Below are 15,837 nucleotides of genomic sequence, written 5' to 3'. Positions count from 1 at the left end.
GAATGCCATTTTTTATGACAACAAACTATGCTGAAGGGTTAGCGACAACCAAATCGTTTGCTTTTACATCAGAAGAGAAAGGTACTGGGTTCGCTACGCCATCTCGAATAACAAATACTTGACCATTTTTAATGGTCAGATGCGCGTCTGTATGATCACTTTCGCCCTGATTTTGTCCATCTGCATCGTTGTGCTCCGTCATCGCTTATACCCCTTAATTAAGCAAAAACAGGAGGTCGTGAAATTCTAATCAGAATTTCAACACTCCTCCTGTGTCAGTCATCATTGGTCCAGTATCTGGCTGTGGGCAAACAAATGTCTCAAATGGCAGGACAAGCGACGACGCGCCACAAATGCACCTAGAAACTGTCTTTGCTTCTATTTTGGCTGTCACTTATGCGTCTCAATCTGTCTCATTTCCAATAGAAAGGCGATAAACCTTGGTTTAGGGGGTCACATACGCATCAACTTGCCCTACTTTTAACGGGCAAAGGCGACGAGAGGTTTCTTTTGCTTCATCACACAATTTTTGTCCGGTTATGACGTACATACCTCCCGTTCGTCGTAAAAAGCCCCTTGTCGGGTGGTTTTTGCCTTCACTGGGTAAATTTGTCGTGTTTTATCAAGTTTTATGCAGCAACAGACAATAATAACGCATTCAGGGAGCATTCATGAGCAAGTCAACATCCCATAAGAGACACCGGTTAGCTAATGTGCAATCTCACTTATTACGCTTAAGCCAACAGACGAAATATTTATGCAAATTCTTAATGCTCGTCGCTTTGTCTCTAACAACCACGGTATTTTCATTATCTATCAATGCACAGTCGTTAGAGCAAGCAGTTGCGACAACATTGACACTAAATCCACTGATTAAGGAAGCCTATAACGAGTTTAAAAGCCGACACGAAAACATAGACGCATCAACGGGAGGTTACTTACCTTCTCTCGATCTGGAAGCTGGTATTGGCTACTCCGATTACAACAATGACAGCAATAAAGGGGACTATCACCCTCAGGACGTGCGATTGAGTCTCAGACAATTGATTTGGGATGGCGCCATTACCTACAACGACATACAACGCACCAAAGCAGAAGCAGAAGCCCAGTGTTATCAACTACTTGCAGACATCCAAGATACGGCATTGAGTGTTGTTGAAGTCTATTTAGACGTGCTCAGAGCACAACAAATTTTAACGCTCACACGCTCAAATCTTACGACTCACGAAGAAATCACCGCCGACGTTAACAAGCTCGCCGAAAGTGGTGTAAGTTCATCTTCAGACCTCACCCAAGCGCAAGGACGTCTTGCCCAGGCGCACACCAATGTGCTTTCCGCACAAAGCAACCTAGAAGATAAAATCACTGAGTTTGAACAAATTGTTGGCACGTCACCCAACGCCTTGGTGACGCCAGAAGTTGATGCGCTATTTATTCCTCGTTCCCTTGCTGAGGCATTAAACATCGCGAGGAAAAACAACCCCGTTATCCACGTTGCCCACCATGATGTAGATGCAGCCAAATACCAATACAATCAGGCTAAAGGTGATATGTACCCCACCTTTACCATTGAGGCTTCGCAGGAATGGGGGGAGGAGTTAGATGGCACGCCTGGAAACACTGACGAATTTCAGGCGATGTTGCGAATGCGGTATAACCTTTTCAATGGCGGCACTGATGCAGCCGAATCACGTAGCGCGGCCTATCAAATCAATAAAGCGAAAAACATACGCAATAATGCCCACCGATTGCTGAATGAAAGCACTCGCCTTGCTTGGTCTGCAAAAGAGCTGGCAGAGAAGCAAACTTCCTTCCTACAACAACATGTTGATGCGGCTTCAGACACCCTAATTGCTTACGAAAAACAATATCTTATTGGCCGAAGAACCTTGCTGGACCTGCTAAACACGGAAAACGAGTTGTTCGACGCACGTCGTTCCTACCTCGATGCGTATTTTTCAGGAATTCTGGCGCGTTACAGAGTGTTAAACGCCACTGGCTTGCTGCTATCTGAGCTCAGGGTAGAGACGCCGGAAGAATGGCAAACCTCTGTGTATAGCTCAAATGATGAAGGAGATAAAGAATGACGAACGCAGTTTGGCTCTCACGAGTCAAGTTCAAAAAAGCTGTAGTCTTGCCCATCGCGGCATCTGTTCTTTTTGTCGCTGGCTGTTCTTTAGCTGTCGATCCCCCGCCTGTCGCTCAACAAATGGCAGATTTGAAAGACACTGACGGCGACGGTGTCATCAATCAACGTGATGCATGCTCGGGTACACCACCAGGCGCGGATATTAATAACGATGGCTGTGCTGAAGTTCTCGCGTTAAATGCACGCGATAACCTTCATATATTGTTTGCGAATAACTCGGCGCGTATTCCCGCGTCGTTTTTACGCGAAGTCGATCAACTTGCGCGCTTTATGAAAAGCTTCCCCCAAACACACGTCGAGCTAAAAGGCTATGCTAGCCCAATTGGCAGTATCGACGCCAACCAGGCACTTTCAGAAAGACGCGCAAATGCCGTTAAACAAGCCCTCGTTCGCAAGGGCGTAACCCCAGACCGCATTATGATAGTAGGGTTTGGTGAAAACGAACCAGTGGCAGCAAATTCAGAGCATCAGACAGAAATACTCAGTCGAAGAGTCACGGCGAGCGTAGCTGCCTCAGATGAGAATGTCGTGATGAAGTGGACCATTTATTCCACCGCGGCTAAATAAAAAGCCGTGAAGAAGTCAGTTTCTCCTAACAGGTAAGCTGACTTCTTCGTATTAGTGCAGTGTAATCGGGTCGATGGTTCCTTGATTTGTTGGCAGCGCAAGCAGCAGCCAAAAATCCAGATCTGTCTCAGTGCATTCTGCCGCTGACACTTTAATCACGCCTTTGCAGCGTTTGCCACCAGGGTGCTCCAATTTCGCTCCCGGGCGACGTAATGCCTCTTCCAGACACTCCTCACCAACAACAAGTGCAATCCCTTCTTCATCGACAATACCGAATAGTCGTCCGTATTGAGAAAAATAGAAAATGCCATTGTCAAACTCTTCACGAATGCCTGACAAGCCCAATAGTGCTTTGCGAACAGATAGCGACAAAGGATATTCAACCACGCCAACCTCACTTTTATTAATGACATGATTCGCCAATATAGAGAAAGTTGACGCAAGCTTCAGTCTATCCCTACCACTATCCCTCTAAAACCGTAAAAAAGGCTGACAAGACACCAACACATTACTCAGAAATTGACACAATATTACCCAAATATGTATGACCAAGAGTCAATGAAAAGTATCAAAAGTCGAATCCGTGAAAAGTACTACATGTTGATCTAAGTGCCCAGAAATCCACAATCAGTTTGATCTCGTACACATTTCATATTTTGGCAATCTTGCTTACCGTACTGTAGTGCTACGCTTAACTTGTGAGTCACTTGTCTCTTTGCAAAACACTCACACCCGCTTTCTCACCCAATTTACGCTTTATTGCGTAATCAACTAAGGGAGATATTGTCCCAGTTCGAAGCTACATCCCGCGCTCATAATCACTCATCGTTTTTAAGGAGAGACTGAATGAATGGGCTATATTGGTTTAGACACGACTTAAGACTGGCAGACAATCCGGCACTCGTCGCACTTTCCAAACGATGCAATCACGCTCTGATGCTTTTTGTTATCGATCCCTCATGGTTCAAACCATCCCACTTTCAATCACGTCATTTAGGGAGGTTTAGGGAAGAATTTCTCTACCAATCACTTCGTGCGCTTGAAAAAGAACTCAAAAAATCGAAACAACGACTCGTTGTCAAAGTCGGGAATCCGTTGGAAATCATTCCTGAACTATGTAAAAAACACAGTATCAACCTCTTGGCCGCCACGGATCACCCTGGTGTGAACGAGAGAAAACAGATGGACTTTCTCACCAAAACATTGCCTTGTGAGGTCATGGTAAGCGAGAGTTTTAATCTGTTCATTCGAAACCAAATCAGTTTTACCAAAGAGAATTTTCCACAAACGTTCTCTCAGTTTAAAAACAAAATCAGTGCACAAAACCTTTTGCCTTGCATCCCTATCGCAAAGCCTGATTCCTTACCACCCGCAATTTATGAACGTAGAGATTTATGGGGAGGCCAAGAATTTATCTATGATCTGACGCCTTACCATGGTGGTGAAGATTCAGGGCTAGTCCAACTTAATCAGTTTTTCTGGAAGACTCAGGGACTAAAAAACTATAACAATGCCAAAAATGGATTCGATGGTTGGCAGTTTTCATCTCGTCTTTCTGCTTGGTTGGCAAACGGCGCGTTGTCGGTAAGAACTGTCGCAGCTGAACTGGACAACTACGAGTACCGCAACGGAAAATCGCCTTCCACGGAAGCAATGTATTCCGAACTGCTATGGCGAGAGTATTTTCAGTGGATGATGCACTTTCACAGCACGAGAATGTTTGCTTTTGATGGGATAAAGAAAAAACGACCTCTCACCAGTTTCTACAGTGAAAACTACAAAGCGTGGGAACAAGGAAACACGGAATTCCCGCTAGTTAACGCCTGTATGCGCCAACTCAACCAAACTGGCTACATGTCAAACCAAGGGAGAAAAATTGTCGCCAGCTGTTTAGTCAATGAGCTAGGGGTCGATTGGCGTTTTGGTGCCGCCTATTTTGAACAACAGCTGATCGACTTTGATGTCGCGACAAACTATGGAAATTGGCAGCATCTTGCAGGAGTTGGCGCAGACCCTAAACCCAAGCCGCATTTCAGCATAGAAAAGCAAGCACGTGACTATGACCCTGATGGCAGTTTTGTCGCAAAATGGGCGGAGTCTTCTCCGTCAGAAAGTTTGCTGAAATTTTAACAATGCCACTAAACGGCAAAAGGCGGACAGTTCGTCCACCTTTTGCCGTTATTCATTCTCATTTTATGCGAGGATCTCTTCAATACGCTCTGTAACGCGTTTGGCAAAGATCAAGGCCGTATGGGTTAAAGGAAAAACTTCATGGCTGTACATCCCATCTATCTTTGTTTCTTCTAACAAAACGGTTCCATCAGAAGGCTCTCCACGGTTTAGCACTGTGGCTGGACCGATAGCAAGCTCGCCTGCAATACTGTAAAGCTCGGAACCTTTAGGCCAAATCGGCTCATTCTCAGGAATCAGGTACTTACTGGATTCCTGAAACATAAAATCACCAATACCCACTTTCTTAAAAAAGGCGGCAACTTGTGAACCTTTATGTGGTGTACCTAAGGTCACCACTTTGGAGACAAAGTGACTCATTTCACTGTCCGCCTCCAAATAGGTTCGTGCGATCACCCCACCCATAGAATGTGCAACAATCGCCGTTTCTTCACCTTCGATGAAATCATCCATTTCAGAAAAAAGCTTTTGAAGGTCAGGGCTTACGGTGTTGTAAGACAAATTCAGCACGTGGTGCCCAACATCTTCTAGGCGGCCACAAAGTGGCTGCATCGCAATGCCATGCATGTACAAGCCGTGGAGCAAGATTATTTTCATTGTTATTGTCCTTCCTGCATAAGAAGTATGTTTACAACATCGCTCGCAGTTTATACCAGACAACACAGAATGAAATACCACCTCTTTTCACAGAATCAATTTATTGAAGTTAATACGCCACGCTTATTACAATTACCAATGACAAGTATCCCGAATCGGGCCTAACGCACTTTCCAAACCTGAAGTATTAAAAATCGCTGTAATGGGCGTTTCGTTATATGGCGTGATTTGTGCGACAAGCTTATCTGAGGTAGAGATCGTCTTCAGAAAAGCCATTGGCCGGGAGTGAAATGTCGTACGCTTGTCGTTCGAAAGACGCCAATGTGCGCCGACGGCTTTTTCATTTCCTACGCGGGTTAACACATTTCCCTCGCCGCCCAGAAAGTTGTTCCAAGATATGAACAACTCCGTTCTGCCATTACGACAACGAGCAACAAGATCAATAGGTTCGCGCCATCGATTATCGCTGGGCATCTCTCTTAGACGAATAGTGACAGTTTCGGTGTCATCAATGGGATTCACGATCTCTGTCACCTCCCAATTACCCGCCTCGATAAGCTCGTCATGAGATGTCTTTTGTTTAGCGAGATCAAATTTACTCGCCAAATTATCGTAACACGTTATTCGCGCGGATTTTCCTATAACGGAGGCACATTGTGCGACCTCTTTGTCCAACCCATGAGGGCTAACAGGGGAAGAAACCAGCAAAATGCCAACCATAAAGAACTTTCTTTTCATTAATCTACATCTCGAAACATCGACGATTTTTTAGCGAGTAACCCGCAACCTCTATTCCCTACAACCTAAATCTGCTCTCACTTACTGCTAAGGAGAACATCGGGATCCTTGCCTTTCAAACGCTATTTTTTAGTGTCGATCTGACGAAGTTCGATTTATATTCCGCCCCAAATGTAACAACCCTATATGGAAAAGCTGTTCTTGGAGACGGATTTCTTTTACTAAAATTTTACAAATACAAGGCGCATCTTGATAGGCACATAATGTGCAATGACACGCATATTTTTGAGAGAGATGCTGAAAGGGAAACAATGCGGATACATCGAAAAGAGAAATTGCGTGATATCAATAAAGGATAGCGACGCGCGGACATAGGCAGAGTCCCTGAGTGCGAAATAGGCTGAAAATGCTTGATGAATCTGATTAAGCGATATGAAGGAATAAAAAAAGCGGCCGATGGCCGCTTTTAGAATGGCGTGTCGTTTAGAAAATCAAGTGTGCGACGCCAGCGATAACAGGCAGAGTTACCAATGTACGCAAAATGAAAATCATCACCAGTTCCCATACTTTTACAGGGATTTTACTGCCAAGCAGCAACGCACCTACTTCTGACATGTAAATCAATTGCGTCACTGACAACGTTGCGATGACAAAACGAGTCATTTCGTTATCAATGTTCGCCGCCAGTACGGCCGGAATAAACATATCAGCAATACCAATGAGCATGGTTTCTGATGCTGCCACTGCCTCAGGGATTTGCAACAGTTCCAACAATGGAACAAATGGCATGCCCAGAATAGTGAAGATTGGGGTGTATTCAGCGATGATAAGAGCCGACGTACCAATTGCCATTACAACAGGCAGTACACCAAATACCATGTCTGCAGCGTTTTCCAGACCTTCTTTCAGCACATCAGACAGCGAACGGATGTGAGAAGCACGCTCAATCCCTGATTTGATGCCATAAGAGAACAGCGTCTCGCCTTCTGGCAACGCTTCATGTTCAAACGTTTTTTCTTCGCCATTAACCAGAGTATTCTTCTTCCAGCAAAGTGGAGGCAAACGAGGGACAACGATAGCCGCAACAAAACCTGCCAAACAAACCGTCAGATAGAACGGAACAAACATATGCTCTAGGCCTACTTGCGCAATGACCACCAAGCTGAAGCTGATAGAAACAACCGAGAACGTCGTACCGACTACCGCAGCTTCACGTTCTGTGTAGTAACCCTGCTCATACTGCTTGCTCGACATTAGAATGGCCACACTGCCATCACCTAGCCACGAACTCGCACAGTCAACCGCAGAACGACCAGGTAAACCAAACAACGGACGCATCACGCGTGTCATGAAGGCACCAATCATTTCTAACAAACCAAAGTTGGTCAGTAATGGCAGGAAAAGACCCGCGAATACGAATACAGACAACAGCGTTGGCAGCAAGTCACCTAATACGAACCCACCAGTTGCTCCGCCCACAACGTGTTCAGGGCCAAAGCCGAAGAACGCCATAGAAACAAACACCGCACCAAGCAGTCGCACAACCAGCCAAACAGGAGAAGGTAAAAAGAGGCCAGTCAGGAATTTAGAGTCGGTAATAAAGCGCGGTTTTATCACCAGTGCCAACAATGAACCCACAGCACTGATTAAGACAATTGAGGTAACAATAAGCGTAGAGCTATCACCCATCACATTGCGGAACGTTTTTGCCAGAACAGCAATAGGAATAGTGAAACCACCACTTGTTACTACAGGCGTCATGAACAACAAAATGCCAAGTAGTGATGGAATAGCGAACATCAACACATTCCGTGTCGACGATGAATCTTTAACAATATTAGATGTCTTCTGCATGGCGATACTTCCTGAGCGATGCGAGGGCAAGAAATAGATATTCACTAAAAGTGACTAATTGAGCGCAAGATTAAAGCATCAAAAAAGCCATGTAAACAATAATTAGTCACTTATATTGAATAAATTACTAAAAGCAGTCCAAAACATCTATTTCTGTCGATTATTTACTCAAAAACCACCACGAAAATGTTAACGGCGTGTTATTTCTGTTTGTTTGTCACATCCAAATATCAATGAGTTAGCTTGATAAATATGTCCGAAAACTTCTAGGACAAGAAAGTGAATAATTACCCAATTTTTCGATCTGTTTTCGCGTATTCTTCGCTTACCCATGCACCAAAGGCATCCATCAGCGCGACAACCGCTCGCTTTTTAACAGGTTTACGTTGAATGAGATAAAAAAGTCGCTCAATTTCTAGAGATTTATCGGGGTAATGCTCTAAGAAGGCCGCGGAACATCGCTCCACATTTTCTTCCCAGGCATGGGTTTTATGGGCAACCAAACCAAAACTTGCACGAATGAGCCGTTTAGCCACTTCTTCTGCTGCATCGAGTTGGGTGCCCCACTTTGTAGCAAGTGCGATCTTTTGCCTTAACTCTTTTAACCTTGGCTGCAGATCGTCGTTCATGGCTTTGGAGACCTCCCAACTCACTTCAAAATGCCCAAAGCTGTCAGCTAAGTTGTCGCCTTTTAAGCAAATAGCACAATGCTTCAGGAAAAAGCCCCAACGAAAAATATTGGCAAAGTTAGTGATCTCTTTCAGTGGAACCACATTGAAAGAGACGCTTTTTACCGCTTCACCGGATTGTTCTACACGCCAACGGATGGTATTTAGCGAGGAGTATTCCTGGACGTTGAGTACTCTGTTGGTGACCAGCGTAAACTCCAAGTCCGCAGAGTTTTCCGCCGTTCTTTGCGCCACATCGCCAGAAAGATAAATGCTATGAATCACGTCTTCCAATACGGCATCGATTTGACGCAGACCATTCGCAACAGGTGCGATAAAGTCAGCTTGAAGAGGTGCTTGGCTATCGAGTTCTGGCAAAAGACCTCGACGAGGTTGCGCTTGGTACAAATTAGGTTCCTGCGTTTAAAATTACGATCGGCTAAGGCTCTATTTTAATGGCTGTTTATTCAGTCAACCAGATCAGAAGCCTAAAAATTCACGCATCACACAATAAAAGCAGGTCGTAAGCCGATAATGAGCATTGGGAAAAGCCTTTTTACATGCTCTAATACAGGGAAATGAACCACTCGGTGACAATCATGGAAACCTCCCTACTTTCAATTGACGAAACGCTGGAAATTGCCTTCGATATTTTCTACGAAATGGCGGAAGACAATCTGGATTATGACGACCTACTCGCCTATCAAGCACGCTTTGATGAAGACGGTGCAGGTATCGCGCTGGAAGCGCTTGAAGACTGGGAAGGCCATGTAGGTTTTGATGTTGATCGTGATGTATTCATCGAAGTTAGAATAGGCCTAGCGACCGATGACTCATTGAACGACGTTTTACTTCGTATGCTAATCAGTCGTGATCCAGAACAGAAGTTCTGCCACATGCTTTGGAAGCGTGCAGAATAAAAAAACAAGGCCAGCATAACCGCTGGCCTTATTTCTATTTCGCTGCACATTTCTATTTCACTGCACGTAGAGCGTTAAAAACCAAACTCTTTTCCTGCGTCGAAGTTCTTCGGCAATTTGTGCGCAATACCCTTGTGACAATCTATACACGTCTGTCCTGCTGCTTCCGCTTTGGAATGTACAGACGCAGCGACTGTCTTCTGGGTACTAAAGTCCATGTACTCGAAGTTATGGCAGTTACGGCACTCTTGTGAATCGTTTGCTTTCATACGATTCCATTCGCGCGTCGCCATTTCTAATCGGTGATCTTCAAACTTTTGTGGCGTATCTACAACACCAAACGCTTTTGCATAGAGCTCTTTGCTGGCTTGAATCTTACGAACCATTTTCGGGCCCCACTCTTTGGGCACATGGCAGTCTGGACACGTTGCGCGTACACCACTGCTGTTCGTATAGTGAATCGTCCCGACGTACTCTTCATAAACGTTGTCTCGCATTTCGTGACAACCAATACAGAAGCCTTCTTGGTTGGTCATTTCCATGCCAGTGTGGAAACCACCCCAGAAAATGATCCCACCTGTGAAACCAACGATGAGCACCGTTCCTATAGCAAAATGGCTCGGCGTTCGAAACCATTTCCACGAACGCTTAATGAAATTAGGTATTCTCATTCTGCCCCCTTACTGGCCAAACTTGCCTGCAGGCACAAAGTCATTTTCCACCAACGCTTCTGTCTGCGCTTGAGGCACATGACATTGCAGGCAGAAATAACGGCGCGCGGATACTTCCGTCAAAACGCGGTTGTCCCTATCCATAAAATGGGTTGGACTGATTCGAGGTGCACCTGTTTTACGGTAAACGTCCACATCATGGCACTCTAAACAAGAGTTATTCGCCTGATTCACCTGATACCCATCAATAGAGTGAGGAATCATTGGCGGTTGATTAACATAGTTCAGTGCAAAACGTTCCTGATTTTTAGGAACGCTCTTAATTTCCGGCAGAACATTGGCCTCCTCGATACCCGTTGTACCTCTCAACGATTCAACAACAATCGCTTCTTCTGTCACTCTCTCAGTATTCGCGCTCACAACATTTGCATACACGGCTGCACCCAATAGTGCAGACAACAGCAAAGAAACCGCTTTTTTACTCTTCATTTTCGGCTCCAAATCTTTTCCTGAATTCCAAAACTTGTTCGGCACACACGTCGATACAGCGGCCGCAACTCATACAGTTTCTGTCCATAACTCGTACGTCACCGCCCTTTAGCCGCTGTCTAAGTACCTGAGGTTCAGGACAGACGTTGAAACAATCCATGCATTTCGTACAGGCACTGCGCTTTACAGCCGCAACACGCATAACACTCTGACTACCAATCACGCCGTAGCTGGCACCCAATGGGCAAAGGTGACCGCACCAACCATGCTCGACTAAAAGCAGATCAAGTACGAATACCGACGCCACCAACCATATCCCCCCACCCACGCCAAATATCAGACCACGGTGTAACGCAGATACGGGATCCAGCCATGTCCACAGCAAGGTGCCTGACACACCGCTGCCGATAACTAATAATGCAAGCAACCAATAACGAACTGACGCTGACATCTGAAAGCTTGCTTTCACATTGAACTTGCGTCTTAGCCATGCAGCCGCATCCGTCACCATGTTCATGGGACATACCCACCCACAAAAAGCGCGGGGGGCAACCAATGCGTATATGACAATGACGATGGCGAGACCCATTAAGCCCTCTGGCTCAAGCAGGTGCCCTGTTGCCAGCGCCTGGGCGGCAATGAGGGGGTCAGTGAAAGGCACAATGTCCAACAATACGCTTGCTGACAAGTTTCCTTTCAACACCCACACCCCCCACATCGGTCCCGCAAAAAACGCTAACAGAACAGACATCTGCGTCACTCGGCGAAGAAACAAAAAACGATGTGAGCGCCACCAGCCCAAGCGTTTCACCGCTTCTTTGCCCGCATCTTTTGCGAGGTTCTTTGCCATTAGTTGCCCTCTACCGGTGCACGCGTTGGCAAAGTCAGTTGGCGGGGAACTAGACTTTCGCCTTTATTCGCCGCTTTCTCTTCCCAACCCAAGCGATAGTGTTCTCCGAGTTTTCCGCGCGCTAAGCTGATTGGCACCACCTTGATGGCAGTCTCATCCAACACGCAGGCGTGTTCACACAAGCCACATCCGGTGCAACGAGCTGCATTGACCATGGGTATTAACTTTGCGTGTTTACCCGTACGTTGGTTATGCATCGGCTCAAGTGTTATCGCTTCATCAATCAGCGGACAAACGCGATAACACACATCGCAGCGCAGACCCTGCCAATTGAGGCAATTTTCGTGGTCGATAAGCACAGCCGTTCCCATTCGTGCTTCTGTGATATCGGTAAGGCTGCGATCCAACGCGCCACTTGGACACGCTATGACGCAAGGAATATCCTCACACATTTCACAGGGGATACTCCGAGCATCAAAATACGGCGTTCCCGCCGCTACCGGCGACAGTAGTGTTGCCAATTTCAACGTGTCGTAAGGGCAATCACGAACACACAGACCACACCGTACACAGGCATTGAGAAAATCACTTTCCTCCAATGCACCGGGGGGACGAATGGGTATGCTGCTTTGTGCTTGGCTCTGCTTTGATTGCAAACCCAATACCGTAACGGCAATTCCCGCCCCTGCAGCAGTGCGCGCAGCATCCCGGAGAAAACGGCGACGGCTTGTGCCAGACTGACCAACCTTCGTTGCCGCTGTCTCTGTACATTGGGTGACGTTTGTGCGTTTAGTCATCGTGTGGCCTGCTAATCCATTAAGCCTTTACGACTTTCACGGCACATTTCTTGTAGTCAGTTTCTTTTGACAGCGGATCCGTCGCATCCAGTGTCAATTTATTCACCAACTGGCCTGCATCAAAGAACGGCATAAACACCAGCCCCTTTGGTACACGGTTGCGACCACGCGTTTCCACATGTGTCGTCACCTCACCGCGACGCGATACCACTTTCACCGCATCACCACGACGTAAACCACGGGCACGTGCATCCAACGGGTGCATATACACAACCGCGTCAGGGAACGCACGATACAGCTCAGGGACGCGACGTGTCATGGTGCCTGTATGCCAGTGCTCAAGAACACGTCCGGTGGATAGCCACATGTCGTATTCTTCATCAGGCGCCTCTGCAGCTGGCTCATAAGGCAGTGCAAAAATAACGGCTTTCTTGTCGGGTTTACCGTAGAACGCAAAGCCTTCGCCGGCTTTCACATAGGGGTCATACCCTTCTGCGTAACGCCAAAGTGTCTCTTTGCCATCCACGACAGGCCAACGCAGGCCACGTGCTTGGTGATACATATCAAACGGTGCAAGATCGTGCGCTTTACCGCGACCAAACTCTGCGTATTCTTCAAATAGACCTTTTTGGATATAGAAGCCCGCGTCACGAGCATCATCATTCAGTCGGTCAGCTGGAATCTCATCAAGGCCATATTTGTCCGCTTTTCCGTTAGCAAACAAAATATCGAACAGGGTTTTGTCAGCGAATTCAGGTTTCTTGGCGATCAAATCTTGAGGCCATACATCTGAGACTTTTATCCGCTTAGACAGCTCAACAATTTGCCACAAGTCCGATTTAGCCTCACCTGGCGCTTTAACCTGTTGATACCAGAATTGTGTTCGACGCTCTGCGTTACCGTATGCACCTTCTTTTTCTACCCACATCGCAGTCGGTAAAATTAGGTCAGCGGCCATTGTTGTTACTGTTGGGTAAGGGTCAGAGCAGATGATGAAGTTACGTGGGTCACGGTAACCTGGCAGACGCTCCTCATTGATGTTTGGACCCGCTTGCATGTTGTTGTTACACATCACCCAGTAAACGTTAAGCTTGCCGTCTTTCAGCATGCGGTCTTGTAAAATGGCGTGATAGCCTGGTTTAGGTGGAATCGTGCCTTCGGGCAGTTGCCATTTAGCTTCTGAAAACGCTCGGTGTTTCGGGTTCGCTACTACCATATCTGCAGGCAGACGGTGTGCAAACGTACCAACTTCACGTGCTGTACCACATGCAGATGGCTGACCCGTCAGTGAGAAGGGGCCACAACCAGGCTTGGAGATTTTGCCTGTCAGCAAGTGAATGTTGTAAACAAGATTGTTAGCCCACACTCCACGAGTATGCTGGTTAAAGCCCATGGTCCAGTAGGAAACCACATTCACTTTCGGGTCAGCATACAGCTCGGCAAGTGCGTTAAGTTGATCTTCTGGTACTCCAGAAAGTTCAGACACTGATTTAACGTCGTAATCAGCCACAAATTTCGCAAAGGCATCAAAATCAATCGGATCAGATGCACCACTTCCCGCATTTTTTGCCGCTTTTTCTAACGCATGGGTAGGACGAAGGCCATAACCAATGTCTGTCGCGCCTTTGCGGAAGTTGACGTGTTTTTCGATGAACCCTTTATCGACTTTGTTGTTTTGAATAATGTAATTCGCGATAAAGTTCAGGATCGCCAAGTCGGTCTGCGGCGTGAAAATCATGCCGTTATCAGCCAGCTCAAAACTGCGATGTTCAAATGTTGAGAGCACCGCTACTTTTACGTGTGGTGCAGACAAGCGGCGATCGGCTAGACGAGACCATAAGATTGGGTGCATTTCGGCCATGTTTGAACCCCAAAGCACAAACGCATCGGCTTTTTCGAGGTCGTCATAGCAACCCATTGGCTCATCCATACCAAAAGTACGCATAAAACCAACCACCGCCGACGCCATACAGTGTCGCGCATTCGGGTCGATATTGTTGGTGCGGAAACCTGCTTTCATCAGCTTAGCTGCCGCGTAGCCTTCCCATACTGTCCATTGGCCAGAGCCAAACATACCGACGGTTGTTGGGCCATTTTGTTGAATCGCGGTCACGTACTTTTCTGCCATCAAATCCAGTGCTTCGTCCCATGAAACGGGCACAAATTCACCTTCTTTGTCATAGACACCGTTGGTTTTACGCAACAAAGGCTGAGTTAAACGGTCTTTTCCGTACATGATTTTTGGCAGGAAGTACCCTTTGATACAGTTCAAACCACGGTTAACAGGTGCATCAGGGTCACCTTGTGATGCCACAATACGACCATTTTGCGTCCCTACCAGCACACCACAACCCGTACCACAAAAACGACACGGTGCTTTATCCCATGTGACTTGGTCATCGTTCCCTGCTGCTTGCGCAACAGCAACGGGCAGTGTGATCCCTGCAGCACTTGCGGCCGCGGCGGCTGCGTTGGCTTTGAGGAACTTTCTACGCGTTAAGTTCATTGCCCTCTCCTTCCATTACTGATTCAGGTTCTTCGTTCTCGACCTGATGAAACACGAGCGTCGCCGCCAGTACACCCGGCAACGCTTTAATTTGGTCAAACACTTCCAGCAGCATAGAGCGGCTGCTTCCTTCAACGACCACGATGAGCTTTCCTGCTTCTGACGCTGCAGGCACTTCTGTACCCTCAAACGCTTCAATACTCGATTTGACGGTCTCAATTTGGTCGGCGGCAGCATGCACAATCAAGCTGCTAACGTGGTACTCATTCAAAGTGATTGCTCCATTGAAATTGCAGAAACTGGACAGGGTGAGACGCAAGCGCCACACCCTGTACACGTTGATGTGGAAAATTGGGGTTGAGCAACATTGCCCAACGTCATGCGGAATTGAATAGCACGAGGCTCGCACACATCCGCGCAGCTTCTGCATTCAACCGCGTTCTTTGCTAAGCACGTTGTTGCAATCGAGATGGATTGTTTCCAAGGCTGTTCAGATTCAGGAAGAAAGAGTGACTCAGGAAGAAAGAGTGACTCAGGAAGAAAGAGTGACTCAGGACAGGCCTCAGCACAGTCATAGCAGAAGGTACATTCACCCAATTTGAAATCTAGGGTCGGAAAACCACCATCACCTGACACAATAATATTTTCAGGACAAGCCCGCTGGCACTCTCCGCAACGTGTGCAGTGATCCGAAAATGCCGCCGCATCCTTCAACCAAGGAAGAGGCTGATGTGCGATTTTCTGTTTGCTTCTAAGGAAAAAGCGACGGTGTGTGTCTACCATGAGCAACCTTACGTTTCTCTTTGATTCGCCAGTACTTAGCGACGATGGAGCCACGTTA

17 protein-coding genes are annotated in these 15,837 nt (G+C 46.8%); 4 read left to right on the top strand and 13 right to left on the bottom strand.

Features of this window, described 5'->3' with window-relative positions; genetic code table 11:
* Positions 1–25 precede the first annotated feature (25 nt).
* Positions 26–202: a hypothetical protein gene (locus tag B5D35_RS24835; RefSeq protein ID WP_244556565.1), complete on the bottom strand. Its 177-nt coding sequence runs from the start codon at positions 200–202 to the stop codon at positions 26–28.
* A gap of 568 nt (positions 203–770) precedes the next feature.
* On the opposite strand from B5D35_RS24835, the gene B5D35_RS10970 reads away from it, so the two are divergent.
* Positions 771–2,087 (top strand): TolC family outer membrane protein, encoded by a 1,317-nt coding sequence (locus B5D35_RS10970; RefSeq protein WP_244556564.1) that lies wholly within the window; start codon positions 771–773, stop codon positions 2,085–2,087.
* Complete coding sequence (locus tag B5D35_RS10965; protein ID WP_078752620.1) at positions 2,084–2,716, top strand: OmpA family protein; 633 nt, start codon at positions 2,084–2,086, stop codon at positions 2,714–2,716. The genes B5D35_RS10970 and B5D35_RS10965 overlap by 4 nt, the downstream gene beginning before the upstream one ends.
* A 51-nt stretch (positions 2,717–2,767) precedes the next feature.
* Here B5D35_RS10965 and B5D35_RS10960 read toward each other — a convergent pair whose 3' ends face one another.
* On the bottom strand, positions 2,768–3,103 hold the full coding sequence (locus B5D35_RS10960) for a hypothetical protein (protein WP_078752641.1): 336 nt from the start codon (positions 3,101–3,103) through the stop codon (positions 2,768–2,770).
* 459 nt (positions 3,104–3,562) lie between these two features.
* Between B5D35_RS10960 and B5D35_RS10955 the strand changes: the two genes are divergently transcribed.
* A complete protein-coding gene (locus B5D35_RS10955; protein ID WP_078752619.1) occupies positions 3,563–4,846 on the top strand; it encodes a DASH family cryptochrome in 1,284 nt (427 codons plus the stop codon).
* A 63-nt stretch (positions 4,847–4,909) separates the two neighbouring features.
* Here B5D35_RS10955 and B5D35_RS10950 read toward each other — a convergent pair whose 3' ends face one another.
* The 4 genes from B5D35_RS10950 to B5D35_RS10935 form a co-directional block, all read right to left on the bottom strand.
* Positions 4,910–5,503 carry a PGAP1-like alpha/beta domain-containing protein gene (locus tag B5D35_RS10950; protein ID WP_078752618.1) on the bottom strand — a complete coding sequence of 198 codons (594 nt, stop codon included), beginning with the start codon at positions 5,501–5,503 and terminating at the stop codon, positions 4,910–4,912.
* A gap of 132 nt (positions 5,504–5,635) precedes the next feature.
* Positions 5,636–6,241, bottom strand: a complete 606-nt coding sequence (locus B5D35_RS10945; protein WP_078752617.1) for a type VI secretion system-associated protein TagO — start codon at positions 6,239–6,241, stop codon at positions 5,636–5,638.
* A gap of 483 nt (positions 6,242–6,724) precedes the next feature.
* The gene (locus B5D35_RS10940; RefSeq protein ID WP_425291235.1) at positions 6,725–8,095 is read right to left on the bottom strand and encodes a YjiH family protein; all 1,371 of its coding nucleotides are present in this window, start codon (positions 8,093–8,095) and stop codon (positions 6,725–6,727) included.
* 287 nt (positions 8,096–8,382) lie between these two features.
* Positions 8,383–9,171 carry a hypothetical protein gene (locus tag B5D35_RS10935; protein WP_078752616.1) on the bottom strand — a complete coding sequence of 263 codons (789 nt, stop codon included), beginning with the start codon at positions 9,169–9,171 and terminating at the stop codon, positions 8,383–8,385.
* 191 nt (positions 9,172–9,362) lie between these two features.
* Between B5D35_RS10935 and B5D35_RS10930 the strand changes: the two genes are divergently transcribed.
* Positions 9,363–9,683: an HI1450 family dsDNA-mimic protein gene (locus B5D35_RS10930; protein WP_078752639.1), complete on the top strand. Its 321-nt coding sequence runs from the start codon at positions 9,363–9,365 to the stop codon at positions 9,681–9,683.
* Between the two features lie 74 nt (positions 9,684–9,757).
* On the opposite strand, the gene napC is transcribed toward B5D35_RS10930, so the two are convergent.
* From napC to napF, 7 genes are read right to left on the bottom strand one after another with little or no spacing between them, the layout of a single operon-like run.
* Positions 9,758–10,354 (bottom strand): cytochrome c-type protein NapC, encoded by a 597-nt coding sequence (gene napC, locus B5D35_RS10925; RefSeq protein WP_078752615.1) that lies wholly within the window; start codon positions 10,352–10,354, stop codon positions 9,758–9,760.
* 9 nt (positions 10,355–10,363) lie between these two features.
* Entirely contained in the window at positions 10,364–10,843 is a 480-nt protein-coding gene (locus B5D35_RS10920; protein ID WP_078752614.1) for a nitrate reductase cytochrome c-type subunit, read from the bottom strand.
* Positions 10,833–11,693 (bottom strand): quinol dehydrogenase ferredoxin subunit NapH, encoded by an 861-nt coding sequence (gene napH / locus B5D35_RS10915; protein WP_078752613.1) that lies wholly within the window; start codon positions 11,691–11,693, stop codon positions 10,833–10,835. The genes B5D35_RS10920 and napH overlap by 11 nt, the downstream gene beginning before the upstream one ends.
* A complete protein-coding gene (napG, locus tag B5D35_RS10910) occupies positions 11,693–12,490 on the bottom strand; it encodes a ferredoxin-type protein NapG (protein WP_078752612.1) in 798 nt (265 codons plus the stop codon). Before napG ends, napH begins: the two co-directional genes overlap by 1 nt.
* Positions 12,491–12,509: 19 nt before the next feature.
* Positions 12,510–14,996: a nitrate reductase catalytic subunit NapA gene (gene napA / locus B5D35_RS10905; protein WP_078752611.1), complete on the bottom strand. Its 2,487-nt coding sequence runs from the start codon at positions 14,994–14,996 to the stop codon at positions 12,510–12,512.
* Positions 14,980–15,267 carry a chaperone NapD gene (locus tag B5D35_RS10900; RefSeq protein ID WP_078752610.1) on the bottom strand — a complete coding sequence of 96 codons (288 nt, stop codon included), beginning with the start codon at positions 15,265–15,267 and terminating at the stop codon, positions 14,980–14,982. The genes napA and B5D35_RS10900 overlap by 17 nt, the downstream gene beginning before the upstream one ends.
* Positions 15,264–15,779 carry a ferredoxin-type protein NapF gene (napF, locus tag B5D35_RS10895; RefSeq protein WP_078752609.1) on the bottom strand — a complete coding sequence of 172 codons (516 nt, stop codon included), beginning with the start codon at positions 15,777–15,779 and terminating at the stop codon, positions 15,264–15,266. Before napF ends, B5D35_RS10900 begins: the two co-directional genes overlap by 4 nt.
* Positions 15,780–15,837 lie beyond the last annotated feature (58 nt).

This window comes from Enterovibrio nigricans DSM 22720, from assembly GCF_900167155.1.
GTDB lineage: Bacteria > Pseudomonadota > Gammaproteobacteria > Enterobacterales > Vibrionaceae > Enterovibrio > Enterovibrio nigricans.
The sequence above is the reverse complement of the archived record's forward strand: the minus strand, read 5'-3'. Positions and strand labels throughout refer to the sequence as shown.

What these genes read in the sequence shown, in the direction of transcription:
- B5D35_RS10920 (WP_078752614.1), bottom strand. Translation starts at nt 10,843, where the DNA reads ATGAAGAGTAAAAAAGCGGTTTCTTTGCTGTTGTCTGCACTATTGGGT.
- napH (WP_078752613.1), bottom strand. Translation starts at nt 11,693, where the DNA reads ATGGCAAAGAACCTCGCAAAAGATGCGGGCAAAGAAGCGGTGAAACGC.
- B5D35_RS10940 (WP_425291235.1), bottom strand. Translation starts at nt 8,095, where the DNA reads ATGCAGAAGACATCTAATATTGTTAAAGATTCATCGTCGACACGGAAT.
- B5D35_RS10965 (WP_078752620.1), top strand. Translation starts at nt 2,084, where the DNA reads ATGACGAACGCAGTTTGGCTCTCACGAGTCAAGTTCAAAAAAGCTGTA.
- napG (WP_078752612.1), bottom strand. Translation starts at nt 12,490, where the DNA reads ATGACTAAACGCACAAACGTCACCCAATGTACAGAGACAGCGGCAACG.
- B5D35_RS10930 (WP_078752639.1), top strand. Translation starts at nt 9,363, where the DNA reads ATGGAAACCTCCCTACTTTCAATTGACGAAACGCTGGAAATTGCCTTC.
- B5D35_RS10945 (WP_078752617.1), bottom strand. Translation starts at nt 6,241, where the DNA reads ATGAAAAGAAAGTTCTTTATGGTTGGCATTTTGCTGGTTTCTTCCCCT.
- napC (WP_078752615.1), bottom strand. Translation starts at nt 10,354, where the DNA reads ATGAGAATACCTAATTTCATTAAGCGTTCGTGGAAATGGTTTCGAACG.
- napF (WP_078752609.1), bottom strand. Translation starts at nt 15,779, where the DNA reads ATGGTAGACACACACCGTCGCTTTTTCCTTAGAAGCAAACAGAAAATC.
- B5D35_RS24835 (WP_244556565.1), bottom strand. Translation starts at nt 202, where the DNA reads ATGACGGAGCACAACGATGCAGATGGACAAAATCAGGGCGAAAGTGAT.
- B5D35_RS10955 (WP_078752619.1), top strand. Translation starts at nt 3,563, where the DNA reads ATGAATGGGCTATATTGGTTTAGACACGACTTAAGACTGGCAGACAAT.
- B5D35_RS10950 (WP_078752618.1), bottom strand. Translation starts at nt 5,503, where the DNA reads ATGAAAATAATCTTGCTCCACGGCTTGTACATGCATGGCATTGCGATG.
- napA (WP_078752611.1), bottom strand. Translation starts at nt 14,996, where the DNA reads ATGAACTTAACGCGTAGAAAGTTCCTCAAAGCCAACGCAGCCGCCGCG.
- B5D35_RS10970 (WP_244556564.1), top strand. Translation starts at nt 771, where the DNA reads ATGCTCGTCGCTTTGTCTCTAACAACCACGGTATTTTCATTATCTATC.